Origin of the sequence: Albimonas pacifica (assembly GCF_900113695.1) — a bacterium.
GTDB lineage: Bacteria > Pseudomonadota > Alphaproteobacteria > Rhodobacterales > Rhodobacteraceae > Albimonas > Albimonas pacifica.
The window spans coordinates 151264-176030 of sequence record NZ_FOQH01000008.1 but is presented as its reverse complement, the minus strand read 5'-3'; the positions used below and the strand labels follow the sequence as shown (position 1 = coordinate 176030).

Sequence of the window (24767 nt, the reverse complement as noted above, 5' to 3'; positions counted from 1 at the left end):
GCCGCGGCCGACCGGCCCGCGCCGTCCCGGGGGACGGACAGGCCGGCCGGGCCGAGCCCCGACGGGGCGCCGGCGGCATGCAGGAGCGCCAAGCTCATTCGGCGGCGACCTTCGCGCCCGCAGGAAACACCTTGGCGTCGCGGATCTGCAGCGTGGCCGAGATCGCGCCCTTGCGCCCGTCCTCGTAGGTCACCTCGACCGAGGCGTAGACCTCCGACGCGCCGGCGTAGAGCGCCTCGATCAGGGGCGCGTAGCGCTCCTCGACGATGCGGCGGCGGACCTTGCGGGTGCGGGTCATCTCGCCGTCGTCGGCGTCGAGCTCCTTGTGCAGCACCAGGAAGCGATGCACCTGGCAGCCCGAGAGCATGTCGTCCTGCGCCAGCGAGGCGTTCACCTCCTCCATGTGCTCCTGGATCATGTCGTAGACCTTGGGATGGCCCGCGAGCTCCTGGTAGGAGGCGTAGGAGATGTTGTTGCGCTCGGCCCAGTTGCCCACCGCCGAGAGGTCGATGTTGACGAAGGCCACGCAGCGGTCGCGGTCGGCGCCGAAGACCACCGCCTCGAGCACCGAGGGGAAGAACTTCAGCTTGTTCTCGACGTACTTGGGCGCGAACAGCGCGCCGGAGGAGAGCTTGCCCACGTCCTTGGCGCGGTCGATGATGCGCAGGTGGCCGGTGCCTTCCTCGAAGAAGCCCGCGTCGCCGGTGGCGACCCAGCCCTCGGCGTCCTTGGTGTCGGCGGTCGCCTCGGGGTTCTTGTAGTATTCCTGGAAGACGCCGGGGGAGCGGTAGTAGATCTCCCCGCTCTCGCGGATCTGGATCTCGACGCCGGGGGCGGGCACGCCCACGGTGTCGGCGCGCACCTCGCCGTCGGGCTGCACGGTGATGAACACCGAAGCCTCGGTCTGCCCGTAGAGCTGCTTCAGGTTGATCCCGAGCGAGCGGTAGAACTGGAAGATCTCCGGCCCGATCGCCTCGCCCGCGGTGTAGCCCACGCGCACGTTCGACAGGCCCAGCGCGTTCTTGAGCGGCGCGTAGACCAGGAGCTCGCCCAGCGCGTATTTCGCCCGGTCCGCGGCCGAGACCGGCTTGCCGTCGAGAATGTCCGCGCCCACCCGGCGGGCATGGGCCATGTAGCCGTCGTAGAGCTTCTTCTTGAAGGTCCCGGCGTCCTCCATCCGGATCGAGACGTTGGTCAGCAGCGTCTCGAAGATCCGGGGGGGCGCGAAGAAATAGGTCGGCCCGATCTCCTTGAGGTCGGACATCATGGTGTCCGGGCTCTCGGGGCAGCTGACGCAGAAGCCCGCGACATAGGCCTGGCCCATCGAGAAGATGAAGTCCCCCACCCAGGCCATCGGCAGGTAGGCGAGGACGCTGTCGGTCTCGACCAGCTTGTCGAACTCGGCCGTCGCGCGCGCGGTGACGATGATGTTGTCGTTCGACAGCACCACGCCCTTCGAGCGCCCGGTGGTGCCGGAGGTGTAGAGCATCACGCAGGTGTCTGCGCCCTGCTGGGCGGCGCAGATCGCGTCGATCCTCGGGCCCGCCTCGGCCGCGGCGCCCTGCCCGTTCGCCACCACCTCGGCGAAGGCGTGCAGGGTGGTGTGGTCGTATTTCCGCAGGCCCCGGGGGTCGAGGTAGATCATGTGGCGCAGGGCCGGCGCCTGCTCCAGCTCCACCACCTGCAGCAGCTTGTCGACCTGCTCCTGGTCCTCGACGATGGCGAAGGCGGCGCCGGAATGGTCGAGCACATAGGCCATCTCGTCGGCGGCGGCGTCGGAATAGACCGGCACCGGCACCGCGCCGCACATCTGGCACGAGACCATCGACCAGTAGAGCTGCGGGCGGTTCTTGCCCACGATCGCCACCCGCTCGCCCGGCTGCAGACCGAGGCCCATCAGCCCCATGGCCAGCGCCCGGGCCTCCTCGCGCAGCTCCGACCAGGTCCAGGTCTGCCAGATGCCGTACATCTTCTCGCGCGCAGCCGGGCGGCCGCCGCGGACGCGGGCGTTGTGGTCGAGGAGCTTCGGAAACGTGTCGAGCGCGCCGTTCGGCGCGGGCGAAGTGCTCACCGGCGATGTCCTCCCTTCGATCCGCCGCGGGGCGCGACGGGTCAAACCTCCCAGATGCGCGTTCCTGTCATGCCGTCGACGGGGCTGCGGCCGGGTCTCCCAATCCGGTCGCGGTCGGCGGCCGGCTCTCCGGCCGGGGTCGTTCGAACGCTTTCGATTCTCTTACGGCGCCGACGCGCCGGGCGCAAGACCCGCCGGGGCCGCGAATCGGCCCGAGGGGGCGATCCGCGGCGATTTTCCGCCCTCCGCCGCGCGGGAAAATTCCTCGCACGGGGAAACGGTTGCGGGGCGCGCCGAGGCCGCCCGCGCCCGCGTCACTTGGTGCCGAACATCCGGTCGCCGGCGTCGCCCAGGCCGGGGACGATGTAGCCCTTGTCGTTGAGCTTCTCGTCCAGCGCGGCGGTGACGATGCGCACGTCGGGATGGGCCTGGCGCATCCGCTCCACCCCCTCGGGGGCGGCGAGCAGGCACAGGAAGCGGATGTCATGCGCCCCCCGCTCCTTCAGCAGGTCCACCGCCGCGGCCGAGGAGTTGCCGGTCGCCAGCATCGGGTCCACCACCAGCACCGGGCGGTCGGCGAGGTCGGCGGGCACCTTGCAGTAATACTGCACCGGCTTCAGCGTCGCCTCGTCGCGATAGAGGCCCACGAAGCCGACCCGCGCCGCCGGCGCCAGTTCGAGAATCCCGTCGAGCAGCCCGTTGCCCGCCCGCAGGATCGAGATCAGCGCCAGCTTCTTGCCGGCCAGCACCGGGGCGCGCATCTCGGTCAGGGGCGTGTCGATGGCGATCTCGGTCAGCGGCAGGTCCTTGAGCGCCTCGTAGCCCAGCAGCAGCGAGATTTCGCGCAGCAGCTGGCGGAAGGAGGCGGTCGAGGTCGACTTCTCCCGCATCAGGGTCAGCTTGTGCTGCACCAGCGGGTGCTCGACGATGGTGAGATGCTCGGACATGGGCGCGCTCCTGCTGACGGACTGAGGACTACATGCCAGCCCCGGACGCGATCGTCCATCGCGCCCGCCCGCGCGCGCGCGGGCGGGATGGCGCAGGGAATCGCGCCCTACAGGCGCGCGGCGAGCTCCGCCTTCGTGGCCGCGTCGCAGAAGGCGGCGTCGAGCGCGTCGCGGGCCATGGCGGCGAACTCGGCCGGGCCCCAGCCGAAGGCGGAGGTCAGCTCGAGGTATTCGCGGGTCATGTCGGTCTGGAAGAACGGCGGGTCGTCGGTGGAGACCGAGGCCCTGGCCCCCATCGCCCGAAGCTGCCCGATCGGATGCGCGCGCCAGTCGCGATAGGACATCAGCGCCACGTTGGAGCCCGGGCAGGTCGCGAGGTGCACGCCCTCGTCGATGATCCGCGCGAGCAGCGCGGGATCCTCGACGGCGCGCACTCCGTGGTCGACCCGGTCGAGCTTCAGCGCGTCGAGCGCGTCGCGCACGCTCTGCGCCCCGCAGGCCTCGCCGGCGTGGGCGGTCAGCTTCAGGCCCCCCTCGCGGGCGATGTCGAAGGCGGGGGCGAAGTCGGCGGGATGGAACAGCCGCTCGTCCCCTGCGAGGCCGAGGCCGGTGACCCGCGGGTGCCCGCAGTCCACCGCCAGCCGCGCGGCGCGGGCGGCGCGGTCGGGGCCGAGGTGGCGGATGGTGGTGGCGACGAAATTGGCCTTGATGCCGGTCGCGGTCTCCGCGGCCTCCGCGCCCTCGGTGATGGCGGCGAGGTATTCGGCGAAGCGCACGGGATCGCCCTCGGCCACGTGGTCCGAGGAGATCGCGAGCTCGGCGTAGATCACCCCGTGCTTGGCGCACTCGCGCAGCACCGACTCGGCGAGCTGGCGGTGATCCTCGGGCGTGACGAAGAGGGCGGCGACCCGGTCGTAGGCGCGCAGGAAGTCGGTGAAGTCCTCCCAGGCGTAGCCGCCGTCCTCGGCGAACATGCCGTGGGTGCTGACGCCCTTGCGGGCCGCGACCTCGCGGGCCAGCGCCGGGGGCGTGGCGCCTTCGATGTGCAGGTGAAGCTCGATCTTGGCGGTCATCTCGGACTCTTCCGTGCCGGGAGGGGGAGAAACGGCTCGCCGTGCCGCCCAGGCGCGAGGCCGAGGTGGGCGGCCAGCGTCTCGGCCACGTCGGCGAAGCGCACGACGCCGTGGTTTCCGGGCGCGACGTCTGGGCCGGCGCAGAGCACGGGAACCCGCTCGCGCGTGTGGTCGGTGCCGGTCCAGGTGGGGTCGTTGCCGTGGTCGGCGACGATCAGGAGGAGGTCGCCGGGCTGCAGGAGGCTCAGCGCCTCCGGCAGGCGGGCGTCGAAGGCCTCGAGGTGGCGGGCGTAGCCGGCGGGGTCGCGGCGGTGGCCGAAGTCGCTGTCGAACTGCACGAAGTTCGCGAAGACGAAGTCGCCGGGGCCCGCGTCGCGGATCGCCCCGCAGGCGAGCGTGAAGAGGGCCATGTCGTCGGGACCCTTGAGGCTTTCCGGAACCCCCTGCCCCGCGAAGATGTCCTGGATTTTTCCAATGCCCACCGTGCGCCCGCCCGCGGCGACGACGCGGTCGCACAGCGTCGGTTCCGGCGGGGGCACGGCGTAGTCGTGGCGGTTGGGGGTGCGCTGGAAGGTGGTGGCGTCCTCGCCGGTGAAGGGGCGGGCGATGACCCGGCCGACGCGCAGGCCCATGTCGTCGAGGATCTCTCGCGAGGCCTCGCAGAGCGCATAGAGGCGCTCCAATCCAAAGGCCTCCTCGTGGGCCGCGATCTGCAGGACGCTGTCGGCGGAGGTGTAGACGATGGGGCGGCCGGTCGCGACGCTCTCCTCGCCGAGGCGGGCGATGATCTCGGTGCCCGAGGCATGCTCGTCGCCGAGGATGCCCGGCAGGCCGCCGGCCTCGATCAGGCGCTCGACCAACGCGCCGGGGAAGGCGGGGCGGGTGTTGGGGAAGTAATGCCAGTCCTGCGAGAGGGGCGCGCCGGCCAGCTCCCAGTGGCCGGTGATCGTGTCCTTGCCGGCGGAGACCTCCTCGCCGGCCGCGAAACAGGCCTCGGCGCCCTTGCTCAGGCCCGGGGGGACGGCGCCGGAGGCGACCTCGGCGGCGTCGCCGATGCCCAGCGCGCAGAGGTTGGGGAGCGAGAGGGGGCCGGAGCGGCCGTCGTCCGCCCGGCCCTCGGCGCATTCGCGGGCGATGTGGCCGAGCGTGTCCGCGCCCTCGTCCCCGAAGGCGGCGGCGTCGGGGGCGCCGCCGATGCCGACCGAGTCCATCACGAAGAGGAAGGCGCGGGCCATCAGGCGGTCTCCGTCACGTCCTTGGGGCCGATGCGGCCGAGGATCGCGTCGGGGACCTCGGGCGCCGTCTCGCCGATCGTGTAGGCGGCGATGACCCGCTCGGCGGCGCGGCGGGCGTCGTCGTGGCTGCGGGCGTGGACGCGGGCCAGCGGGAAGTCGCCGTCGACCACCGCCCCGATGGACGCGCAGTCGGAGAGGCCGACGGCCGGGTCGATCGCGTCCTCCGGCTTGCGGCGGCCGCCGCCCAGCTCGACCACCGCGTTGCCGAGCGCGCGGCCGTTCACGGCCTGCACGATGCCCTCGGACGGGGGCGGGATGTCGAGGACGATGGGGGCGTCTTCCAGATAGAGGGAGAAGCTCTCCACGAAGTCGGTGGGGCCGCCGAGGGCGGAGACCATGCGCGCGAAGGTCTCCGCCGCGCGGCCGTTCTCGAACACGCGGGAGATGCGGGCCTCGCCGTCCTCGGCGTTGGCGGCGATGCCGGAGAGGGCGAGGAGCTCGCCGCCGAGCGCCACGGTGACGTCCCACAGGCGCGGGTCGACCTCGGCCCCGGTCAGGAAGCGCACCGCGTTGGCGACCTCGAGCGCGTTGCCGCAGGCGGTGGCGAGCGGCTCGTCCATGTCGGTGATCAGGGCGGAGGTGGTGCAGCCCGCGCCGTTGGCGACCCCGACGAGGGAGCGGGCCAGCGCCTCGGCCTCCGCCCGCGTGCCCATGAAGGCGCCGGAGCCGCATTTGACGTCGAGCACCAGCGCGTCGAGGCCGGCCGCCAGCTTCTTCGACAGGATGGAGGCGGTGATCAGGTCGAGGCTCTCCACCGTCCCCGTCACGTCGCGGATGCCGTAGAAACGCTTGTCGGCGGGGGCGATCTCGGCGGTCTGGCCGATGACGGCGCAGCCGACCTCGCGCACCACCCGCTCCAGCGCCTCCGGGCCGGGGGCGACGTCGTAGCCGGGGATCGAGCCGAGCTTGTCGAGCGTGCCGCCGGTGTGGCCGAGGCCGCGGCCGGAGATCATCGGCACGTAGACCCCGCAGGCCGCGAGCGCCGGCGCCAGCATCAGCGAGACGTTGTCGCCCACGCCCCCGGTGGAGTGCTTGTCGGCGACCGGGCCCGGAAGATCCCACTTCAGGACCTCGCCGGAGTCGCGCATCGCCTCGGTCAGCACCACCCGCTCGGGCAGGGTCATGCCCTGGAAGTAGACGGCCATGGCGAGCGCGGCCACCTGCCCTTCGGAGACGGCGCCCGAGGTCAGGCCCTCGACGAAATAGCGGATCTCCTCGGGCGCCAGCGCCTGGCCCGCGCGCTTCTTGAGGATCACTTCCTGCGGCAGCATCAGTAGCCCTCTGCGGCGGTGACGGGGGCGGCGCCGTTCAGGGTCGCGATCAGGCTGTCCAGAAGGCCCGAGGCGCCGAAGCGGAAGGTCTGGGGGCTAGCCCAGCCCTCGCCCATGATCCGGTCGGCCATCTCCAGGTAGGCCCAGGCCTCGGCCGTGGTGCGGATGCCGCCGGCGGCCTTGAAGCCCAGCGGGCGGTCGGCCTGCGAGATCGCGGTCAGCAGGATCTCGGCCGCCGAGAGCGTGGCGTTCACCGGCACCTTGCCGGTGGAGGTCTTGAGGAAGTCCGCGCCCCCCTCGATCGCCGCGTCGGCGGCGCGACGCATCATCGCGGCGCTTTCCAGCACGCCGGTCTCGAGGATCGCCTTCACAGGGGCGTCGCCGGCGGCGCGCTTCACCCGCTCGACCCGGCTGCGGACCGAGGCGTCGCGCCCCTCCATCAGCTCGCGCCAGGGGATCACCATGTCGATCTCGTCGGCGCCTTCGAAGAGCGCGTCGCGCGTCTCCTCCATCGCCTCCTCGTCGGTGGCCTCGCCGGTGGGGAAGACCACGACGGTGGCGATCTTCACGTCCGGCGCCGCGATCTCGCGCGCCAGACGCGCGAAGCGGGGCCAGACGCAGAGCGCGGCGACCGAGCCGTAGCGGGTCACCGCCCGCTCGGCCAGCGCGCGGATCGCGTCCTCGTCGCAGTCGTCGTTGAGGTTGGTCAGGTCCAGGCAGCGCAGCGCCAGGCGCGCGGCATCCTGTTCGGCGAGCAGGTCGGTCATGCGAAGCTCCGCACGAAGGCGCGGACCAGGGCGCGGAAGCGCGTCTGGGCCTTGGCGGCCTCCGATTTCGTCTCGGCGTGGGAGAGGGGGCGGCCGGTCATCCCGGCGCCGTAGTTGGTGATCACCGAGACGGCGGCGACCTCCAGCCCCAGGAAGCGGGCGAGGATCGTCTCGGGGACCGTGGACATGCCCACCGCGTCCGCGCCCAGGATGCGGGCGGCGCGGATCTCGGCCGGGGTCTCGAAGCTGGGGCCGGAGAACCAGGCGTAGACGCCCTCGTTGAGCATCTCGTCGGCGGCCTTGAGGCGGGCGCGCAGGTGGGGGGCGTAGGCGTCGACCATGTTGACGAAGCGGTCGTCGGTCGCCTCCCCGATCAGCGGGTTGAGGCCGGAGATCGACATGTGGTCCATCAGGCTCATCAGCGAGCCCGGGGGCATCTCGTCGCGCAGGGAGCCTGCCGAGTTGGTCAGCAGCACCGTGTCGGCGCCGAGCGCCTTCACCGTCTCCAGCGCCGGGCGCATCACCGCGGCCTCGCCCTTCTCGTAGTAATGGGCGCGGCCCGAGAGCAGCGCCACGCGCACCCCCTCGAGCGTGCCGACCACCAGCGCGCCGGCATGGCCGGAGACGCCGGAGACGGGAAACTCGGGCAGGTCGGCGAAGGGGAAGGCGGTCGCGTCCTCGAGCTCGTCGGCCAGCGCCCCCAGTCCCGAGCCCAGCACCAGGCCCAGCCGGACGGGCGCGCGCCCGGCACGGTCTGCGATGATCTCGGCGGCTCGGGTCATGGACGCTCCTTGGCTCGGGGGTCGAGGTCGGCGGGGCCCGGCGGGCGGGCCCCGTGGCATCTAGGCTTCGCGCACCCGGCGCGCCAGTGCAATCGTGGATGGAGAGGGGGGCGTCGCCGCGCGATCGCCGGCCGGGCGCGGGCGGACACCGGGAGGCCCCGGGTCGAGCCTGGGGCGCGCCACAGCCGCCGCGGGCGCCCTGCCCGTCCCGGCTCGCGGCGCGGCGCGGCGCGGCGTAGGGCGCATTTCAATGCGCCGCACGCGAACCGGCTCCGGGGAACGGCGCATTGAAATGCGCCCTACGCGTCCATCGCGAAGCTCGCCGGCAGCAGCTCGGCCAGCGTCCAGCTCGCGCGGATGCCCTCGGCATTGGCGGAATGGACCACGGTGTCGGGGCGGCCGAACTCGGCCAGGCGCTGGCGGCAGCCGCCGCAGGGGGTGAGCGGGGTCGAAAGCTCGCCCGCCACCACCACTTCCGTGATCACCCGGTCCTCGAGGGCGGTCGCGGCCATGATCATGTGGCCGATGGCGGTGGTCTCGGCGCACCAGCCCTCGGGGAAGGACTGGTTCTCGATGTTGGCGCCCGAGAAGATCGCGCCCGAGGCGGTGCGCAGCGCCACCCCCACCGCGAAATTCGAGAACGGCGCATAGGCCTTGGCGCGGGCGGCGAGCGCCGCGCGGAACAGGTCCTCGGGTCCGGTCATGTCGCCCTCACACGTGCAGGCGCGCAGGCGCGACGCCGTCCAGCTCCAGGATCTTCCACTCGCCCCGGTGCGTGTGCATGGCCGTGGGCTGGTTGATCAGCTTCCAGTGCTCGGGCCCGAACGTGTCCGACAGATGCGTCATGGCGATCGAGAGCACTCCGAAATGACAGGCCAGCGCCGGCTTCTTCGCGCCAGAGGCGCGGATCGCCTCCAGCGCGGGGACGAGGCGGGCCCAGACCTCGTCCATCGTCTCCGACCAGGGCGCGCGATAGTGGCGGTCGGCGACCATCCTGGGCGCGTGATCCTTCATGGCCTTCAGCGCGGTGGGCGAGATCTGCCACTCCTGCAGCCGCCCGTCGACCTGGATCTCCAGCCCTGCAGCTTCGGCGAAGGGGGCGATGGTCTCCTGGCTGCGGCGGTAGGGGGAGGCGAAGATCGCGTCGATCCCCTCGCCCTTCAGCCGCTCGGCCAGCGTCACGGCGTCGGCGGCGCCCTTCTCGGTCAGCGGATCGCACAGGCCTTCGCCCGACTTCTCGCAGTGGCGCAGGATGATCAGATCCATCTCGCGCAGGCTGGGATCGGGGGGGAAGGCCATCACCGCTCCTTCACGTAGGGCGTGCCGCCGGCCCTGGGCGGGATCGCCTTGCCGATGAAGCCCGCCAGCAGGACCACGGTCAGGATATAGGGCAGCGCCTGGATCAACTGAACCGGCGCCTCGCCGATCAGCGGCAGGTCCTTGCCCTGCAGGCGGATGGCCGCCGCATCCAGGAAGCCGAACAGCAGGCACGTCCCCATCACCTGCACCGGGCGCCACTTGGAGAAGATCAGCGCGGCGAGCGCGATGAAGCCCTTGCCCGCCGACATGTCCTTCACGAAGCCCGCCGACTGGGCGATGGCGAGGTAGCTGCCCGCCAGCCCGCACAGGATCCCGGCGCAGACCATCGCCAGATAGCGCAGGCCGGCGACCGAGATGCCGGCGGTGTCCACCGCGGCCGGGTTCTCGCCCACCGCCCGCAGGCGCAGGCCGAAGCGGGTGCGGTAGAGGACCCACCAGGAGAAGGGCGCGGCCAGGAACGCCACGTAGACCAGCAGGTAGTGGCCCGAGAGCAGCTCGGAATAGATCGGGCCGAGGATGGGCACGTCGCGCACCGTCTCGGCGAGAGGCAAGGTGATCGTCTCGAACCGGCCCTCGCCCATCAGCGGCGGGGTGCGGCCGCCCTGCTGGAACCAGCTCTGCCCCAGCAGCACGGTCAGCCCGGCGGCGAGGAAGTTGATCGCCACGCCCGAGACGATCTGGTTGCCGCGGAAGGTGATGCAGGCCGCCCCGTGCACCAGCGCGAAGGCGATGGCCACGACCATCCCCGACAGCGCCCCCAGCCAGGGCGAGCCGGTCAGCGCCGCCGTCGCCGCCGCCGCGAAGGCCGCCGCCAGCAGCTTGCCCTCGAGCCCGATGTCGAAGACGCCCGAGCGCTCGGCATAGAGCCCCGCCAGCGCCGTCAGCAGCAGCGGCGTCGCCAGCCGGACGGTGGAGTCGAGCAGCAGGATCACGTCCATGAACATCAGGCGGCTCCCTTCGCCGTGGCGGTTCGGGCGAAGACCCGGGCCACCACGGGCCGGAACATGAACTCCAGCGCGCCGGCGAAGAGCACGACGAGCCCCTGGATCACCACGATCATGTCGCGGGTGATGGCGGGCATCTCGAAGCTCAGCTCCGCGCCGCCCTGGTAGAGCACCCCGAACAGCAGCGCCGCCAGCGCCACCCCCACCGGATGCGCGCGCCCCATCAGCGCCACCGCGATGCCCACGAAGCCCGCGCCGCCCGCAAGCTCCAGGAACAGGCGGTTCTGGTCCCCCATCACCGGGTTCAGCGCCATCATGCCGGCGAGCCCGCCCGAGATCATCATGGTGATCACGGTGATCCGCACCGGGTTGATGCCGGCGTAGACGGCCGCGGCGGGGTTGGCGCCGAAGGTGCGGATCTCGTAGCCGAGCTTCGTGCGCCAGATCAGCAGCCACACGCCCACGCAGGCGAGGATCGCGAGGAAGAAAGACAGGTTCAGCGGCGCGCCGCCGATGTTCTGGCCGAACAGCTCCATGAACCAGCCGATCTTGGGCAGGCGTCCGGCCTCCTCGAAGGTGCGGCTCTCGGGCGCCATGGTGCCGTCGACCTTCAGGACGTTGACCAGCAGGTAGACCATCAGCGAGGCGGCGAGGAAGTTGAACATGATCGTGGTGATCACGATGTGGCTGCCGCGTTTCGCCTGGAGATAGGCGGGCACGAAGGCCCAGCCCGCCCCGAAGGCCGCGCCGGCGCAGATCGCCAGCGGCGCGATGATCCACCACGGAAGGAACGTGTCGAAGGCGAGGCACACCAGCGCCACGCCCAGGCCCCCGATATAGGCCTGCCCCTCGCCCCCGATGTTGAACAGCGAGGCGTGGAAGGCGACGGCGACGCAGAGCCCGGTGAAGATGAAATTCGTCGCATAGAACAGCGTGAAGGCGATGCCCTCGCCGAAGCCGAAGGCGCCGTAGAGGATATGCTCGACCGCCTCGACCGGGTTCTCCCCGATCAGCATGACCACGCCGCCGGCGACGAGGAAGGCCACGATCAGGTTCAGGAGCGGGATCAGGCCGAGATCGACCCAGCGGGGGAGTTGGGCGTTCAAATCTCGGCTCCGCTATTCGATTTAGATCCAAGGCGCGCGTCTTTCCAAACGACGGGAATGCGCGCGAACTTCTCGGGGAAGAGGTTCCTGACACGGGCTGAGGGATGCGCGCATTCCAGGATGCGCACGCCCCAGTTCTCGACCAACGGCTTCGCACGAGCCGCCTGCCCTCCGACGAACACGACGGTTTCCAGGCGTGGCAGGAGGGCGCGAAGCTCCCCGAGCGTCGCAAGTCCACGTCGCCGCTCGGCCGCATCGAACTTCACGCGCCCGTTCCACCAGGGCATCACGTTCCAAAGCAGGGTCTCGCGTCGATCCCATCCTGCCTCGTCCATGAAGGTGAAGATCGCCTCCGCGGTCGGGTCGTCGTTGTCACGCGAGATGAAGCCAGAGCCGACGCGCTTCGTTCCCTCTGCGTCCGTCATCGGGCCGGGCTTCTCCAGCAAGAACAGGGCGCGTGCGTCTACGCCGCCGTCCAGCGGATCGAAATCCGGAACGAAGCCTTCTCCCGCGGCGCGCAGCTTCTCGACGTATCGGGTCAGCGCCGCCATATGCGGCGCGCTCAAGAGCTCGCGTCGAGCCTCGCAAGCGGCGGGATCGGCCAACGATTTGGGCGCTTGAGGAAGCGTGGTCACGCCGCGTCCTCCTGCTCCACGCCGCTCATCAGCAGGCCGATCTCGCGCTCGCCGGCGTCGCCGGACAGCTCGCCCATCACGCGGCCGTCGAACATCACCAGGATGCGGTCCGACAGCGCCCGGATCTCGTCGAGCTCGACCGAGACCAGCAGGATCGCCTTGCCGGCGTCGCGCAGCTCGATCAGGCGGCGGTGGATGGCCTCGATGGCGCCGACGTCGACGCCGCGGGTGGGCTGGCCGACGATCAGGACCTGGGGGTCCTGCTCGATCTCGCGCGCAAGGACGATCTTCTGCTGGTTGCCGCCGGAGAAATTCGCCGTCTTCAGGTCCGGGTTCGGCGGGCGGACGTCGAAATCCGCCATGTGCTGCTCGCAGGCCTTTCGGATGGCGCCGCGATCCAGGAACAGGCCGGGCGAGTAGTCGGGGTTCCCGTGGTAGCCGAGGATCACGTTCTCCTTGGCCGAGAAGGCGGTGACCAGGCCCATGCGGTGGCGGTCCTCGGGGACGTGGGCGAGGCCCATGCGGCGCAGCTCGGCGGGGTCGGCGACGGTGCGCTCGTGGCCGCAGACCTCGATGGCGCCGGAGGCCAGCGGGCGGATGCCGGCGATGGCCTCCAGCAGCTCCGACTGGCCGTTGCCGGCGACGCCGGCGATGCCCACGATCTCTCCAGCGCGCACCTGGAAGGAGACGCGGCGCAGGCGCTCGACGCCCATGCCGTCGATCACCTGCGCGTCCTGGACCTTCAGGCGGGTCTCGCCGGGCGTGGCGGGGCCCTTCTCGACGCGCAGCAGGACGCGGCGGCCGACCATCAGCTCGGCCAGCTCCTCGACCGAGGTCTCGGCGGTGCGGCGGGTGGCGACCATCTCGCCCTGGCGCATCACCGAGACGGCGTCGGTCGCGGCCATGATCTCGCGCAGCTTGTGGGTGATCAGGATCACCGTCTTCCCCTGCGCCTTCAGCTGGCCGAGGATGCGGAACAATTGATCCGCCTCGTCGGGGGTCAGCACGCCGGTGGGCTCGTCGAGGATCAGGATCTCGGCGCCGCGGTAGAGGGCCTTGAGGATCTCGACCCGCTGCTGCTGCCCCACGGGCAGGTCGCCGACCACGGCGTCGGGATCGACGCGGAGGGCGTATTCCTTCTCCAGCGCCACCAGCTCGCGCCGCGCGGCGGCGCGGCCGCGGTTGAGGAGCGCGCCGCCCTCGGCGCCCAGCATCACGTTCTCGAGGACGGTGAAGTTCTCGACCAGCATGAAGTGCTGGTGGACCATGCCGATGCCCAGCGAGATCGCGGCCTGGCTGTCGGGGATCGAGACCTTCGAGCCCCCCACGAAGATGTCGCCGCTGTCGGCCTGGTAGAAGCCGTAGAGGATCGACATCAGCGTGGACTTGCCCGCGCCGTTCTCGCCGATGATGCCGTGGATGGCGCCGGCCTCGACCTTCAGGGCGATGTCCCTGTTGGCGTGGACGGGGCCGAAGCTCTTGTTCACGCCCACGAGCTCGATGGCCGGGGCCGGTGGGCTGGTGGTCATCCGCGGACCTCTCTCCCCTGCCCCGGCCGGTGGGCGGGGTCGCGTTGCGTCGTGACGGCGGCGGCGCCTACTGGACGGGGCAAGGCCCGTCCACGGTGCTGTCGTGGACCTTGATCTCTCCGTCCGCGATCAGGTCGGCGGCCTGGCGGGCGGCCTGCTCCATCTCGGGCGTGATCAGGTCGCGGTTGTGCTCGTCGAGCGCCCAGCCGATGCCGCCCTCGGCGATGCCGAGCGAGACCACCCCGGCCTTGAAGCCCGCCACGCCGTCCTTGAAGGTCTCGTAGACCGCGACGTCGACGTTCTTGAGCATGGTCGTGAGGATCCGGCCCGGGTGCAGGCCGTTCTGGTTGGAGTCGGTGCCGATCCCCAGCACGCCCGCGTCGGCGGCGGCCTGCAGCACCCCGATGCCGGTGCCGCCGGCGGCCTGCATGATCACGTCGGCGCCCTGCTCGATCTGGGTGCGGGCGATCTCGGCGCCGCGCACCGGGTCGGACCAGGCGGCGGGGGTGTCGCCGGTGTAGTTCACCAGCACCTCGACGGTCGGGTCGGCGGCGCGGGCGCCCTGGATGTAGCCGCAGGCGAACTTGCGGATCAGGGGGATGTCCATGCCGCCCACGAAGCCCAGCTTGCCGGTCTCCGAGGCCATGGCCCCGAGCATGCCGACGAGGAAGCCCCCCTCGTGCTCGCGGTAGACGATCGAGCGGATGTTGCCGCCCGAGACGACCATGTCGACGATGGCGAAATGGGCGTCGGGGAACTCGGGCGCGACCTTGGCCAGCGCCGCGGCGTGGTTGAAGCCGATGGCCACGATCGGGTCCTTGCCGTCGCGCGCGAAGTTGCGCAGCGCCTGCTCGGACTGGGCGGCGCTGTCGATCTGGAACTCGGCGAAGCTCTCGTCGGTCTCCTCCGACCAGGCTTTCGCGCCGTTCCAGGCGCCCTCGTTGAAGCTCTTGTCGAACTTTCCGCCGGTGGAATAGATCACCGCCGGTTCGGCATGGGCCTCGGTCCCCACGGCCAGCGCCACCAGCGTCAGCGCCAGCACCCCGGCGACGACCGCGTCGCGCATGGCGCGGGGCGGCGGCGAGGACGGGGCGGGACCGAAGGCGCGGACGGCCGACGGGACCGCGGGAGCGAAGACGCGGGAAATGCGCGGTCGCCTCGAGCCAGCGTGCATGGGGATGTTCCGGAATAGCGCAGGTCGTGGGCAGGCCGGCCGGCGGAGACCGCGCTCCGCCGGCCGCGTGGCGATCGGGCGGCTCAGTAGGGGCAGGCGCTGTCGGACATGTAGTCGTGCACGCTCACCTCGCCGGCGATGATCGCGGCCTTGGCGGCCTCGACGGCGTTGAGCATCTCGGTGGAGACGAGGTCCTTGTTGTGCTCGTCCATGGCCACGCCCACGCCGTCCTCGGCCAGGCCGAAGACCGAGAAGCCGGCCGACCACTCGTCGTTCTTGACGTCCATGAAGGTGTCGTAGACGGCGACGTCGACGCGCTTGAGCATCGAGGTCAGGACCGAGCCGGGCGCGAGGCCGTTCTGGTTGCTGTCCACGCCGATGGCGAGCTTGCCCTCGTCGGCCGCGGCCTGGATCACGCCGATGCCGGTGCCGCCGGCGGCGTGATAGACCACGTCCGCGCCCTCGGCGAACTGCGACTTGGCGAGCTCGGTGCCGCGGGCGGGGTCGTTCCAGGCGGCCGGCGTGGTGCCGGTCATGTTGGCCAGCACGTCGACGCCGCCGACCGAGGCGACGCCGCCCTTGTAGCCGCATTCGAACTTGCGGATCAGGGGGATGTCCATGCCGCCGATGAAGCCGACCTTGCCGGTCTCGGAGGCCATGGCCGCCATGATGCCCACGAGGTAGGAGCCCTCCTCCTCCTTGAACACGATGGAGCGGACGTTGGGCTGGTCGACGACCATGTCGACGATGGCGAAGTGGCTGTCGGGGAACTCGGGGGCGACCTTCTCGAGCGCGGCGGCGAAGGAGAAGCCGATGGCCACGATCGGATCCGCGCCGCGCTGGGCGAAGCGGCGCAGGGCCTGCTCGCGCTGGGCGTCGTTCTGGATCTCGAACTCCTGGTATTCGACCCCGGTCTCGGACTTGAACTGCTCGGCGCCGGTGTAGGCGGCCTCGTTGAAGGATTTGTCGAACTTGCCGCCGTGATCGTAGATCACCGCCGGCTTCAACTCCGCCTGCGCGGCCACGGCGCCGAGCGCGAGCGCGGAGGCCGCTGCGAAAAGGGTGCGGATCATTCGTGGTTTTTCCTTTGCCTCGCGGGCCGCGAGCGGCCCTCCTGTCGGGGTGCGCGAGACCCTCGGTTCCGGCTCCCCCCGGGCGCCCTCGTCGCCGGGAAAGGGTCGGGACCTCGCTGCGACGCACACGGTCGCGCGGAATCGAAACGCTTGCAAGAGCGGACGCGGGGTCGTCGCGGGCAGGAAAACGTTGCGGCGGAGGGCCGAGGGGACGTCGCGACGGGTGACGCGGCGTCGGGAAGCCGGCTAGGATCGCCCCGCCCGCCCCTGACCCCGCCCCCCGGAGACCGCCGATGTTCCTGCGCCTCGCGCCCGCCGTCCTGCTCGCCCTCGCCGCCCCCGTCTGCAGCCCCGCGGCGGCCGAGGACTACCCGCCCCTGCAGCCCCTGCTGGGGACGACGACGGACGTGCTCGGCGCCCCGATCGCCTGGCCCGAGGGGCAGGCGAAGATGACCTCGGCCATCGTGACCATGCTGCCCGGGCAGAGCACGGGCCTGCATCGCCACCTCGCGCCGCTGTTCGCCTGGGTGCTGGAGGGGGAGATCACCGTGACCTACCAGGACCCCGCCGGGACCGTGCGCGCCTACCGCGCGGGCGAGGCGCTGGTCGAGGCGCACGAGGTCCCCCACGAGGGGGTCAACACCGGCGCGGGCCTGCTGCGCATCCTGGTGGTCTTCGCGGGCGCCGAGGGGCTTGAGAACACCGTCTCCCTGCCCTGACCCTCCCGTCGCCTGACGCTACGTCCGGCCTCGCGTCGCGCACGAAAAGTTTACGCGCGCGTCGCGCAGCCTGTATGCTGACGTCGGGAGCAACGCCCGGCCTCGAGACCGGGCCCCCGCCCCGCCGCCAGGGGCGACCAAGGGAGACCGCCATGCTGAAGATGACCGACGAGGCGCTCGCCGCCGCGGAGGAAGAGGCCCGCACCACGCCGCTCGAAGACTTCGACGTCTCGCGGGCCGAGCGCTTCGCCGCCGACGTCCACCGCCCGTTCTTCGCCCGCCTGCGCCGCGAGGCCCCGGTGCACCTGTGCCGCGAGAGCGAGTTCGGCCCCTACTGGTCGATCTCCTCCTACGAGCAGATCATGAAGGTCGACACCGACCACCGCCGCTTCTCCTCGCTGGGCGGCATCTCGCTGGGCGAGCGCAACCCCCAGTTCAACCCGCGCAGCTTCATCTCCGAGGACGCGCCGGTGCATCCCAAGTGGCGCAAGCCCGCGATGCCCGCCGTGGGCCCCGACCGGCTGGGCGACCTCGAGGCGCTGATGCGCCGCCGCATCGCCGCGGTGATGGACGAGCTGCCGATCGGCGAGGAATTCAACTGGGTCGAGCGCGTCTCGATCGAGATCACCACCCAGATGCTCGCCACCCTCTTCGACTTCCCGTGGGAGGAGCGTCACAAGCTGCCCTACTGGTCGGACGTGGTGACCTCGAACCCCGGCATGGGCAACAACAGCCTCGACGAGATGGAGCGGCGCAGGATCCTGCTCGAGTGCCTGTCGGCCTTCCAGGGCCTGTGGGCGGCGCGCAAGGACGGGCCGCCGGCGATGGACTTCATCTCGCTGATGGCCCAGCACCCGGACACGAAGGATTTCGGCGACGACCCGTTCACCCTGCTGGGCAACCTGATGCTGCTGATCGTGGGGGGCAACGACACCACCCGCAACTCGATCTCCGGGGGCGTCTGGGCGCTGAACCGCCACCCCGAGCAGTACGACCGGCTGACCGCGGACCCGTCGCTGATCCCCAACATGGTCTCCGAGATCATCCGCTGGCAGACCCCGCTCGCCTACATGCGCCGCACCGCGCTCGAGGACGTGGAGATCGGCGGCCGCACGATCCGCGAGGGCGACAAGGTGATCATGTGGTACGTCTCGGGCAACCGCGACGAGGCGAAGTTCGAGGAGGCCGACGACTTCGACATCGCCCGCAAGAACGCGCGCAACCACATCTCCTTCGGCTACGGCGTGCACCGCTGCATGGGCAACCGGGTGGCCGAGATGCAGCTGCGCCTGGTGTGGGAGGAGATCCTCAAGCGCTTCTCGCGCGTCGAGGTGGTGGGCGCGCCGGTCCGGGTCATGTCCAACTTCGTGCTCGGCTACGAAGAGCTTCCGGTGGTCCTCCACCGCTGACGCCCCCGGGTCGCGCCGGCCGGCCCCGGCGCGACCCCTCCCGCCGCCCTGCCCGCGCGGCCTCTCCCTCCCGCACGCCCCGGCACTGCCCACGCCCCCGGCGCGGCGGCTCACCGGGCCGCCGGGCGCCGTGTCTCCGGCTGGCGCCCGGCGGCCCGCCCCGCGCTGCGGGCCCGCCCGGGCGAGGCGCCCCACCCGCCTCCGAGCATCCGTTTCGTCGCCTTGACTTGGCCCCATCCCACGGCGACAACGGCGCGCCCCGCCCGGACCGGCCCTCGCCGGCCGACAGGACGGGTCCCGGACACCGGACGGACATCGAAGGCATGGCGGGCAGGACCAAGCGCATGGCGAAGGCGCAGAAGAAAGACGGACTCTGGGAGCTCGTGAAGACCGTCGTCTACGCGCTGCTGATCGCGGGCGTGTTCCGGTCGCTCCTGTTCCAGCCGTTCTGGATCCCGTCGGGCTCGATGAAGTCGACGCTGCTGATCGGCGATTTCCTGTTCGTCTCCAAGTACGCCTACGGCTACTCGGCCCATTCCTTCCCCTTCGGCCTGGCCCCGTTCTCCGGCCGCATCCTCGCCTCCGAGCCCGAGCGCGGCGACGTCATCGTCTTCAAGCACCCCCGCTCGAACGAGGATTACGTCAAGCGCCTGATCGGCCTGCCGGGCGACACCATCCAGATCCGCGAGGGCATCCTCTACATCAACGGCGAAGCCGCCCCCCAGCGCCCCGACGGCGAGTTCCTCGAGCCGGTGATCCGCGGCCATTCCCTGCAGTGCAAGGAATACCCCCGCATCGACGGCGAGGTGATGTGCCTCAAGGAGCGCTATATCGAGACGCTGCCCAACGGGCGCGAGCACATCGTGCTCAACGCCGACGACAACTCCTCTCCGCTGACGGACAACACCCGCGAGTTCGACGTCCCCGAGGGGCACTACTTCTTCATGGGCGACAACCGCGACAACTCCAACGACAGCCGCCAGTCGGTGGGCATGGTGCCCTTCGAGAACCTGGTGGGCCGCGCCGACCTGATCGCGCTCAGCTTCGGCGGCGAATTCTGGGAGGTCTGGAACTGGCGCGCCGACCGTTTCTTCGTCTCGATCGACTGATCGAGGGGCGGCACGTGACCCGGACCGCGGAGGCGGCCCGGTGAGCCGCCGCGACCTCTCCCGCCACGCCGCGGAGCTTTCCGCGCGCCTCGGGGTGACGGTGCACGCCTCCGTGACCCTGGAAGAGGCGCTGACCCACCCGTCCGCCTCCTCCTCCGCCCGGCCCGACAACCAGCGGCTGGAGTTCCTGGGCGACCGCGTCCTGGGCCTGGTCATCGCCGAGGCCGTGTTCGAGGCCTTCCCCGACGCCCCGGAGGGCCGCCTCGCCCCCCGCTTCAACGCCCTGGTGCGCAAGGAGACCTGCGCCGAGGTCGCCGAGACCCTGGGCATCGGCGCCATGCTGCGCCTCGGCCGCTCCGAGACGCTCGCCGGCGGGCGACGCCGCCCCGCCGTGCTGGGCGACGCGATGGAGGCGCTGATCGCCGCCATCTACCTCGACAACGGCATGGCCGACGCCCGCGTCGCGATCCTGTCCGCCTGGGGCGAGCGGATCGCGCGGGCCGAGCGCACCACCGCCGACGCCAAGACCGCGGTGCAGGAGTGGGCCCAGGCCCGCGGCCTCGCGCCCCCCGCCTACCTGGAACGCGGCCGCTCCGGCCCGGACCACGCGCCCGTCTTCACCATCGCGGCCCGGATGGCCGACGGCGCCGAGGCAGAGGGCGCCGCCTCCTCCAAGCGCGCCGCCCAGCAGGAAGCCGCCAAGGCCCTGCTCGCCCTTCTGGAATCCCGAGAATGACCCCCGAGAACGAGACCCCCGAAGGCGACGAGCCCGACGCCCTCCCCCCCGAGGAGAGCGGCGCCGACGAAGGCGCCGAGGACGCGGCCGAGGCCCTGCCCCAGGGCCCGACCCGCTGCGGCTTCGTCGCCCTGATCGGCGAGCCGAACGCCGGCAAGTCGACGCTGCTGAACCGGATGGTGGGGGCCAAGGTCTCGATCGTCACCCACAAGGTGCAGACCACCCGCACCCGCATCCGCGGCGTGGCGCTGGAAGGCGCCTCGCAGATCGTCTTCGTCGACACGCCCGGCCTCTTCCGCCCCCGCCGCCGGCTCGACCGCGCCATGGTCGCCGCCGCCTGGACCGGCGCCGACGACGCCGACGTGATCTGCCTGCTGGTCGAGGCCCATCGCGGCATCACCGAGGGCGTCGAGGAGATCCTCAAGGCCCTCGACGAGCGGGTGCGCAAGGCCCCCGTGGCGCTGCTGATCAACAAGATCGACCGGGTGAGGCCCGAGGCGCTGCTGACGCTGGCCCAGGCGCTGAACGAGCGTCGCGACTTCGCGCGCACCTTCATGATCTCGGCCGAGAAGGGCCAGGGCTGCGACGACCTCAAGCGCTGGCTCGCCGCCCAGGTCCCCGTCGGCCCCTGGCACTACCCCGAGGACCAGATCGCCGACCTGCCGCTGCGCGTCATCGCCGCCGAGTTCACCCGCGAGAAGCTGACCCAGCGCCTCCACCAGGAGCTGCCCTACCAGCTCACCGTCGAGACCGAGGCCTGGGAGGACCGCAAGGACGGCTCCACCGTGATCCGCCAGATCGTCTACGTCGGCCGCGAGGGCCACCGCGGCATCGTGCTGGGCAAGAAGGGCGAGACGATCAAGGCCGTGGGCTCCGCCGCGCGCGCCGACCTGCGCGCCTTCCTCGACCGCGACGTGCACCTGTTCCTCGAGGTCAAGGTCCGCCCCGAGTGGGAGAACGAGCGCGAGCGCTACGACCAGATGGGCCTCGACTTCGACGGCCGGAAGGGACGCTGAGCGCGATGGAGCCGCGCCTCGCCTCCGGCTTCTGGGTGCAGGCCTACCGCCGTCGCCTCGAGATGGCGATGATCCCCTGCTACATCACCGCGCGGGGCGACGAGACCGCCGGCGCGGTGCTGGTCAAGGTCGCGACCCTCGACGGGAACGCCACCGCCTACGAGCGGCGCGCCACGATGGAGGGCCGCAGCTGGATGGTCCTCGCGCAGGGCCCCGAGCGGGAGGTGGACGCCGCCATCGCCCGCCAGCGCAGTTTCGATCCCGACCTGTGGGTGATCGAGCTGGAGGACGCCCAGGGCCGCACCCTGCTCGACGAGCCGGGCCTGGCATGATCCGCGCCGCCGCCGTGCTGGCACCCGTCCTGGCCCTGGCCCTCCTCGCCCCCTCCTCGGCCGCGGCGGCCTGCGCGGGCGAGACCGTCGTCTCCTGCCCGATCGGCGAGCGGCGCCTCGAGGTCTGCCTCGAGGCCTCCGATCCCCCGGCCTTCACCTACGCCTACGGCCCGCCCGGCGCGCCGGAGCTGACCCTGCGCGAGCCGCTCTCCGCCGGCACGGTCATGCCCTGGACCGGCGTCGGCCGCAGCCTGTGGGAGGCGGTCGCCTTCCGGGCGGGCGCCTATCGCTACGAGGTCTGGCACTCCCTCGACCGCCTGACCGAGGACGCCCCCCTCGAAGCCGGCGTGAGCGTCCTGAAGGGCGAGAGGCTGGTCGCGTCCCTGACCTGCCGCCCCGGCCCCGGAACCGTCGTCGCCCCGATCTTCACCCTCTCCGACGCGATGATCGAGGCCGGCTGGCGCTGGGACCTCGACGCCCGCGCCTGGCGACGCGACGCGCCCTGAGAGGCGCCCGGACGGCCCGACGGCCTCCCGGGCCCGCAGGCGCCCTGCGGGCGGGCTTGCGCGGAACGGCGGAGGCCGCGCCCTTTCCCGCCCGCGCCCGAAACGCGACCGCCCGGTCGGCGCGGGACCGCGCCGCCGGGCGGACAGGGGGATCCCGGCGCAAGCCGGGGGGCGGGCGGGCCGACGGCGCCCGAAGGGCGCCGAGGTCCGATACGCCCCCGCGCCGGCGCTTACTGCGCGACCGAGGCCAGGTAGGCCGCCACGTCCTCGCCGCCCTTGTTGAGCTTGAAGGTCATCGAGGACTTCGCGGACTTGTCGTCGAGGTAGGCCTGCAGGAAGGCCCGCGGATCGGCCACGTATTCAGCGATCTCCGCCTCGGTCCACGCCAGGCCCTTCTCGCCCGCCGCCACCAGGTCGGGACCGTAGCGGAAGCCCTCGACGCTGCCGGCCTTGCGCCCGATCACGCCGTAGAGGTTCGGGCCGGTCTTGCCGCCGCGCTGGATCACCTCGTCGCCGTTCGAGATCTCGTGGCAGGCCTTGCAGCGCGCGAAGAGCTTCTCGCCCGCCGCCGCGTCCGCGGCCGCCGCCGGCGCCGCCGCGCCCAGACCCATGATCCCGAACGCCGTCCCGATGGCTGCGAGCTTCGCGACCTGTTTCATGTGCATGCTCCCTGGCTGTCCCGCGCCGGCGCGCCTCGCGCCGCCGCGCCTCGGCCCGCCGCCCGCGGACCGGCTCTTCCGGCCCGGGCCGGCGCGCCGCATCCCGTGGTTCCTTCCAGACGCCCTACGGCGCCGGCTGCGATCCGGATCAACCCGCGCCCGCGAAACCGGGCGCCGCGCGCCCTCAGGCGGCGGCGCGCGCCAGCGCGCACTGGCTCCACAGCGCGTGCAGCGCCTGGGCCAGCTTCTCGATCTCCGTCTCCGTGTGCAGGGGCGAGGGCGTGAAGCGCAGCCGCTCGGTCCCCTTGGGCACGGTCGGATAGTTGATCGGCTGCACGTAGATGCCGTAGTCGTCCAGCAGGATGTCCGACAGCATCTTGCACTTCACCGGGTCCTTCACCATCACCGGCACAATGTGCGACGGGTTGGGAAGATGCGGTATGCCCAATTGGTCCAATCTCGCCCGCAACAGCGCCACGTTCCGCCGCTGCGCCAGCCGCTCCGCGTCCGAGGCCTTCAGGTGCCGGATCGAGGCGCAGGCCCCCGCCGCCACCGCCGGCGGCAGCGCGGTGGTGAAGATGAAGCCCGAGGCGAAGCTGCGCACCCAGTCGCAGACCGCGGCGGAGCCCGCGATATAGCCGCCCATCACGCCGAAGGCCTTGCCCAGGGTCCCCTCGATGATCGTGATCCGGTCCATCAGCCCCTCGCGCTCGGCGACGCCGCCGCCCCGCGGGCCGTAGAGCCCCACCGCGTGGACCTCGTCGAGATAGGTCATCGCGCCGTACTGGTCGGCGACGTCGCAGATCTCCCGGATCGGGGCGATGTCGCCGTCCATCGAGTAGACGCTCTCGAAGGCCACCACCTTCGGGCGCCCCGGCTCGATCTGCGAGAGCTTGCGCGCCAGGTCCTCGACGTCGTTGTGCTTCCAGATCTTCCGCTCGGCCTTCGAGTGCCGCATCCCCTCGATCATCGAGGCGTGGTTGAGCGCGTCCGAGACGATCACGCAGCCCGGCAGCCGCGCCCCCAGCGTGCCCAGGCTCGCCCAGTTCGAGACGTAGCCCGAGGTGAAGATCAGGGCGCTCTCCTTGCCGTGCAGGTCGGCGAGCTCGCGCTCCAGCTCGACATGGTGCACGTTGGTGCCCGAGATGTTGCGCGTGCCGCCCGCGCCGGCGCCGCAGGTCTCGATCGCCTCGACCATCGCCGCGCGCACCGCCGGGTGCTGGCCCATGCCGAGGTAGTCGTTCGAGCACCAGACCGTCACCTCGTGGCGGTCGTCGTTCGCCATCGTGCCGTCGCGCCGGCGCGTCGCGCGCGGAAACGCGCCCACGTGCCGCTCGAGGTTCGCGAAGACGCGGTAATTGCCCTCCGCGCGAAGGTCGTCGAGCTCGCCGCGGAAAAAGGCCTCGTAGTCCATCCGCCGGTCCTCCGTTGCGCGAAGGGTCGGAGAGGGGCAGCCATCCCGGCGCCGGTCGCCCGACCCGATCCGCGCGCGTACGTCAGCGTTCGTCATCGGGGCGACACCTGTGCCATAACCGCAGGCGCCGCGTCTCCCCAATAAACCGCGGCATTTGGATGCTGCAAGCCGTTTATATTCCCGTTTATGAATATTTTTTCCGCAAGGGCGGCGGCCTGCGCGACGTCGGCCGTCTCCGCCCCCGTTTCGCGACGCGATCACCGCCTCCACGCCCCGGGGACGCCCACATCCCGCCGTGATCGCCCGCCATGTTGCGAATTCGACGATGCGTCGCCACGTCCTCTGTTGTTATAGCGACGGGTCGACTATCTAGAGGAATGCTTGAATGCCGGCATTGCCGGCCCGGGCAGATATAGCGAGTGATTATGACGACCGCGCTGGATACCCGCCCCGATGCGGGGCACGCCGCAGACCTGCAGGGCATGGAGGCCCGCGCCGACGAAGCCACCGCCTTCCTCAAGGCGCTCGCGCATGAGGGACGGCTGCGCATCCTGTGCGCCCTGGTCGAGGGGGAGAAGTCGGTCACCGAGCTCGAGCGCCTGTTGTCGGCGCGCCAGTCGGCCGTCTCCCAGCAGCTCGCCCGGCTGAGGCTGGAAGGACTGGTCGACAACCGGCGGGAGGGGAAGATCATCTTCTACCGCATCGCCGACGACCGCGCCGCCCGGCTGCTGCAGGTGCTGCACGACATCTTCTGCGACGACGAGGCCGAGACCGCCGGCGACGCCTCGGACTGATCCGGGCTTCGGGCGCGCCGCGCGCGCCCGGGCCCACCCCGCCGCCGCCCGCCCCGCCGCGCGAGCCTCCTCGCCGCGGAGCCGAA

25 protein-coding genes are annotated in these 24767 nt (G+C 71.5%); 8 read left to right on the top strand and 17 right to left on the bottom strand.

Going from position 1 to position 24767, the window contains the following annotated elements; genetic code table 11:
* Window positions 1–94 precede the first annotated feature (94 nt).
* From BM064_RS18010 to BM064_RS17940, 15 genes are all read right to left on the bottom strand, one after another.
* Window positions 95–2071, bottom strand: coding sequence for an AMP-binding protein (locus BM064_RS18010; RefSeq protein WP_177236315.1), 1977 nt, complete (start codon window positions 2069–2071; stop codon window positions 95–97).
* 314 nt (window positions 2072–2385) lie between these two features.
* A complete protein-coding gene (gene upp, locus BM064_RS18005) occupies window positions 2386–3018 on the bottom strand; it encodes a uracil phosphoribosyltransferase (protein WP_092861867.1) in 633 nt (210 codons plus the stop codon).
* A 107-nt stretch (window positions 3019–3125) separates the two neighbouring features.
* Window positions 3126–4091 (bottom strand): adenosine deaminase, encoded by a 966-nt coding sequence (gene add, locus BM064_RS18000; RefSeq protein ID WP_092861865.1) that lies wholly within the window; start codon window positions 4089–4091, stop codon window positions 3126–3128.
* Window positions 4088–5326: a phosphopentomutase gene (locus BM064_RS17995; protein WP_092861863.1), complete on the bottom strand. Its 1239-nt coding sequence runs from the start codon at window positions 5324–5326 to the stop codon at window positions 4088–4090. Before BM064_RS17995 ends, add begins: the two co-directional genes overlap by 4 nt.
* Entirely contained in the window at window positions 5326–6657 is a 1332-nt protein-coding gene (gene deoA, locus BM064_RS17990; RefSeq protein ID WP_092861861.1) for a thymidine phosphorylase, read from the bottom strand. The genes BM064_RS17995 and deoA overlap by 1 nt, the downstream gene beginning before the upstream one ends.
* A complete protein-coding gene (gene deoC / locus BM064_RS17985; RefSeq protein ID WP_092861859.1) occupies window positions 6657–7424 on the bottom strand; it encodes a deoxyribose-phosphate aldolase in 768 nt (255 codons plus the stop codon). The genes deoA and deoC overlap by 1 nt, the downstream gene beginning before the upstream one ends.
* Complete coding sequence (locus BM064_RS17980) at window positions 7421–8206, bottom strand: purine-nucleoside phosphorylase (protein WP_092861857.1); 786 nt, start codon at window positions 8204–8206, stop codon at window positions 7421–7423. Before BM064_RS17980 ends, deoC begins: the two co-directional genes overlap by 4 nt.
* Before the next feature lie 299 nt (window positions 8207–8505).
* Window positions 8506–8910, bottom strand: coding sequence for a cytidine deaminase (cdd, locus tag BM064_RS17975; RefSeq protein WP_092861855.1), 405 nt, complete (start codon window positions 8908–8910; stop codon window positions 8506–8508).
* Between the two features lie 7 nt (window positions 8911–8917).
* The gene (locus tag BM064_RS17970; protein WP_092861853.1) at window positions 8918–9505 is read right to left on the bottom strand and encodes a histidine phosphatase family protein; all 588 of its coding nucleotides are present in this window, start codon (window positions 9503–9505) and stop codon (window positions 8918–8920) included.
* On the bottom strand, window positions 9505–10470 hold the full coding sequence (locus BM064_RS17965; RefSeq protein ID WP_092861851.1) for an ABC transporter permease: 966 nt from the start codon (window positions 10468–10470) through the stop codon (window positions 9505–9507). The genes BM064_RS17970 and BM064_RS17965 overlap by 1 nt, the downstream gene beginning before the upstream one ends.
* A complete protein-coding gene (locus BM064_RS17960; protein ID WP_245779206.1) occupies window positions 10470–11576 on the bottom strand; it encodes an ABC transporter permease in 1107 nt (368 codons plus the stop codon). The genes BM064_RS17965 and BM064_RS17960 overlap by 1 nt, the downstream gene beginning before the upstream one ends.
* Complete coding sequence (locus BM064_RS17955) at window positions 11573–12211, bottom strand: uracil-DNA glycosylase (protein ID WP_218161073.1); 639 nt, start codon at window positions 12209–12211, stop codon at window positions 11573–11575. Before BM064_RS17955 ends, BM064_RS17960 begins: the two co-directional genes overlap by 4 nt.
* On the bottom strand, window positions 12208–13740 hold the full coding sequence (locus tag BM064_RS17950; protein ID WP_092861849.1) for an ABC transporter ATP-binding protein: 1533 nt from the start codon (window positions 13738–13740) through the stop codon (window positions 12208–12210). Before BM064_RS17950 ends, BM064_RS17955 begins: the two co-directional genes overlap by 4 nt.
* A gap of 67 nt (window positions 13741–13807) precedes the next feature.
* Complete coding sequence (locus tag BM064_RS17945; protein WP_092861847.1) at window positions 13808–14806, bottom strand: BMP family lipoprotein; 999 nt, start codon at window positions 14804–14806, stop codon at window positions 13808–13810.
* Window positions 14807–14997: 191 nt separating this feature from the next.
* Entirely contained in the window at window positions 14998–15987 is a 990-nt protein-coding gene (locus BM064_RS17940) for a BMP family lipoprotein (RefSeq protein WP_092861845.1), read from the bottom strand.
* A 293-nt stretch (window positions 15988–16280) separates the two neighbouring features.
* Here BM064_RS17940 and BM064_RS17935 point away from each other — a divergent pair, with 293 nt between their 5' ends.
* The 7 genes from BM064_RS17935 (at window position 16281) to BM064_RS17905 (ending at window position 21814) form a co-directional block, all read left to right on the top strand.
* Window positions 16281–16706: a cupin domain-containing protein gene (locus BM064_RS17935; protein WP_092861843.1), complete on the top strand. Its 426-nt coding sequence runs from the start codon at window positions 16281–16283 to the stop codon at window positions 16704–16706.
* A 152-nt stretch (window positions 16707–16858) separates the two neighbouring features.
* Entirely contained in the window at window positions 16859–18115 is a 1257-nt protein-coding gene (locus tag BM064_RS17930) for a cytochrome P450 (RefSeq protein ID WP_218161072.1), read from the top strand.
* Window positions 18116–18438: 323 nt separating this feature from the next.
* On the top strand, window positions 18439–19224 hold the full coding sequence (lepB, locus tag BM064_RS17925) for a signal peptidase I (RefSeq protein ID WP_245779205.1): 786 nt from the start codon (window positions 18439–18441) through the stop codon (window positions 19222–19224).
* A 40-nt stretch (window positions 19225–19264) separates the two neighbouring features.
* Window positions 19265–19960 carry a ribonuclease III gene (gene rnc / locus BM064_RS17920; protein WP_281244884.1) on the top strand — a complete coding sequence of 232 codons (696 nt, stop codon included), beginning with the start codon at window positions 19265–19267 and terminating at the stop codon, window positions 19958–19960.
* Entirely contained in the window at window positions 19957–20976 is a 1020-nt protein-coding gene (era, locus tag BM064_RS17915) for a GTPase Era (RefSeq protein ID WP_092861841.1), read from the top strand. Before rnc ends, era begins: the two co-directional genes overlap by 4 nt.
* Before the next feature lie 5 nt (window positions 20977–20981).
* Window positions 20982–21308, top strand: coding sequence for a DUF1491 family protein (locus BM064_RS17910; RefSeq protein ID WP_092861839.1), 327 nt, complete (start codon window positions 20982–20984; stop codon window positions 21306–21308).
* Window positions 21305–21814, top strand: a complete 510-nt coding sequence (locus tag BM064_RS17905; protein ID WP_092861837.1) for a hypothetical protein — start codon at window positions 21305–21307, stop codon at window positions 21812–21814. The genes BM064_RS17910 and BM064_RS17905 overlap by 4 nt, the downstream gene beginning before the upstream one ends.
* A gap of 230 nt (window positions 21815–22044) precedes the next feature.
* Here the strand turns inward: BM064_RS17905 and BM064_RS17900 are convergent, their stop codons facing one another.
* Entirely contained in the window at window positions 22045–22473 is a 429-nt protein-coding gene (locus BM064_RS17900; RefSeq protein ID WP_143103374.1) for a c-type cytochrome, read from the bottom strand.
* 184 nt (window positions 22474–22657) lie between these two features.
* Complete coding sequence (gene hemA / locus BM064_RS17895; RefSeq protein ID WP_092861835.1) at window positions 22658–23887, bottom strand: 5-aminolevulinate synthase; 1230 nt, start codon at window positions 23885–23887, stop codon at window positions 22658–22660.
* Window positions 23888–24312: 425 nt separating this feature from the next.
* Here hemA and BM064_RS17890 point away from each other — a divergent pair, with 425 nt between their 5' ends.
* Window positions 24313–24681, top strand: coding sequence for an ArsR/SmtB family transcription factor (locus BM064_RS17890; protein ID WP_425426182.1), 369 nt, complete (start codon window positions 24313–24315; stop codon window positions 24679–24681).
* Window positions 24682–24767: the final 86 nt, after the last annotated feature.

Coding starts and splice junctions, on each gene's coding strand:
- upp (WP_092861867.1), bottom strand. CDS start 3,018: ATGTCCGAGCATCTCACCATCGTCGAGCACCCGCTGGTGCAGCACAAG.
- add (WP_092861865.1), bottom strand. CDS start 4,091: ATGACCGCCAAGATCGAGCTTCACCTGCACATCGAAGGCGCCACGCCC.
- BM064_RS17995 (WP_092861863.1), bottom strand. CDS start 5,326: ATGGCCCGCGCCTTCCTCTTCGTGATGGACTCGGTCGGCATCGGCGGC.
- deoA (WP_092861861.1), bottom strand. CDS start 6,657: ATGCTGCCGCAGGAAGTGATCCTCAAGAAGCGCGCGGGCCAGGCGCTG.
- deoC (WP_092861859.1), bottom strand. CDS start 7,424: ATGACCGACCTGCTCGCCGAACAGGATGCCGCGCGCCTGGCGCTGCGC.
- BM064_RS17980 (WP_092861857.1), bottom strand. CDS start 8,206: ATGACCCGAGCCGCCGAGATCATCGCAGACCGTGCCGGGCGCGCGCCC.
- cdd (WP_092861855.1), bottom strand. CDS start 8,910: ATGACCGGACCCGAGGACCTGTTCCGCGCGGCGCTCGCCGCCCGCGCC.
- BM064_RS17970 (WP_092861853.1), bottom strand. CDS start 9,505: ATGGCCTTCCCCCCCGATCCCAGCCTGCGCGAGATGGATCTGATCATC.
- BM064_RS17965 (WP_092861851.1), bottom strand. CDS start 10,470: ATGTTCATGGACGTGATCCTGCTGCTCGACTCCACCGTCCGGCTGGCG.
- BM064_RS17950 (WP_092861849.1), bottom strand. CDS start 13,740: ATGACCACCAGCCCACCGGCCCCGGCCATCGAGCTCGTGGGCGTGAAC.
- BM064_RS17945 (WP_092861847.1), bottom strand. CDS start 14,806: ATGCGCGACGCGGTCGTCGCCGGGGTGCTGGCGCTGACGCTGGTGGCG.
- BM064_RS17940 (WP_092861845.1), bottom strand. CDS start 15,987: ATGATCCGCACCCTTTTCGCAGCGGCCTCCGCGCTCGCGCTCGGCGCC.
- BM064_RS17935 (WP_092861843.1), top strand. CDS start 16,281: ATGTTCCTGCGCCTCGCGCCCGCCGTCCTGCTCGCCCTCGCCGCCCCC.
- BM064_RS17930 (WP_218161072.1), top strand. CDS start 16,859: ATGCTGAAGATGACCGACGAGGCGCTCGCCGCCGCGGAGGAAGAGGCC.
- lepB (WP_245779205.1), top strand. CDS start 18,439: ATGGCGGGCAGGACCAAGCGCATGGCGAAGGCGCAGAAGAAAGACGGA.
- era (WP_092861841.1), top strand. CDS start 19,957: ATGACCCCCGAGAACGAGACCCCCGAAGGCGACGAGCCCGACGCCCTC.
- BM064_RS17910 (WP_092861839.1), top strand. CDS start 20,982: ATGGAGCCGCGCCTCGCCTCCGGCTTCTGGGTGCAGGCCTACCGCCGT.
- BM064_RS17905 (WP_092861837.1), top strand. CDS start 21,305: ATGATCCGCGCCGCCGCCGTGCTGGCACCCGTCCTGGCCCTGGCCCTC.
- BM064_RS17900 (WP_143103374.1), bottom strand. CDS start 22,473: ATGAAACAGGTCGCGAAGCTCGCAGCCATCGGGACGGCGTTCGGGATC.
- hemA (WP_092861835.1), bottom strand. CDS start 23,887: ATGGACTACGAGGCCTTTTTCCGCGGCGAGCTCGACGACCTTCGCGCG.
- BM064_RS17890 (WP_425426182.1), top strand. CDS start 24,313: ATGACGACCGCGCTGGATACCCGCCCCGATGCGGGGCACGCCGCAGAC.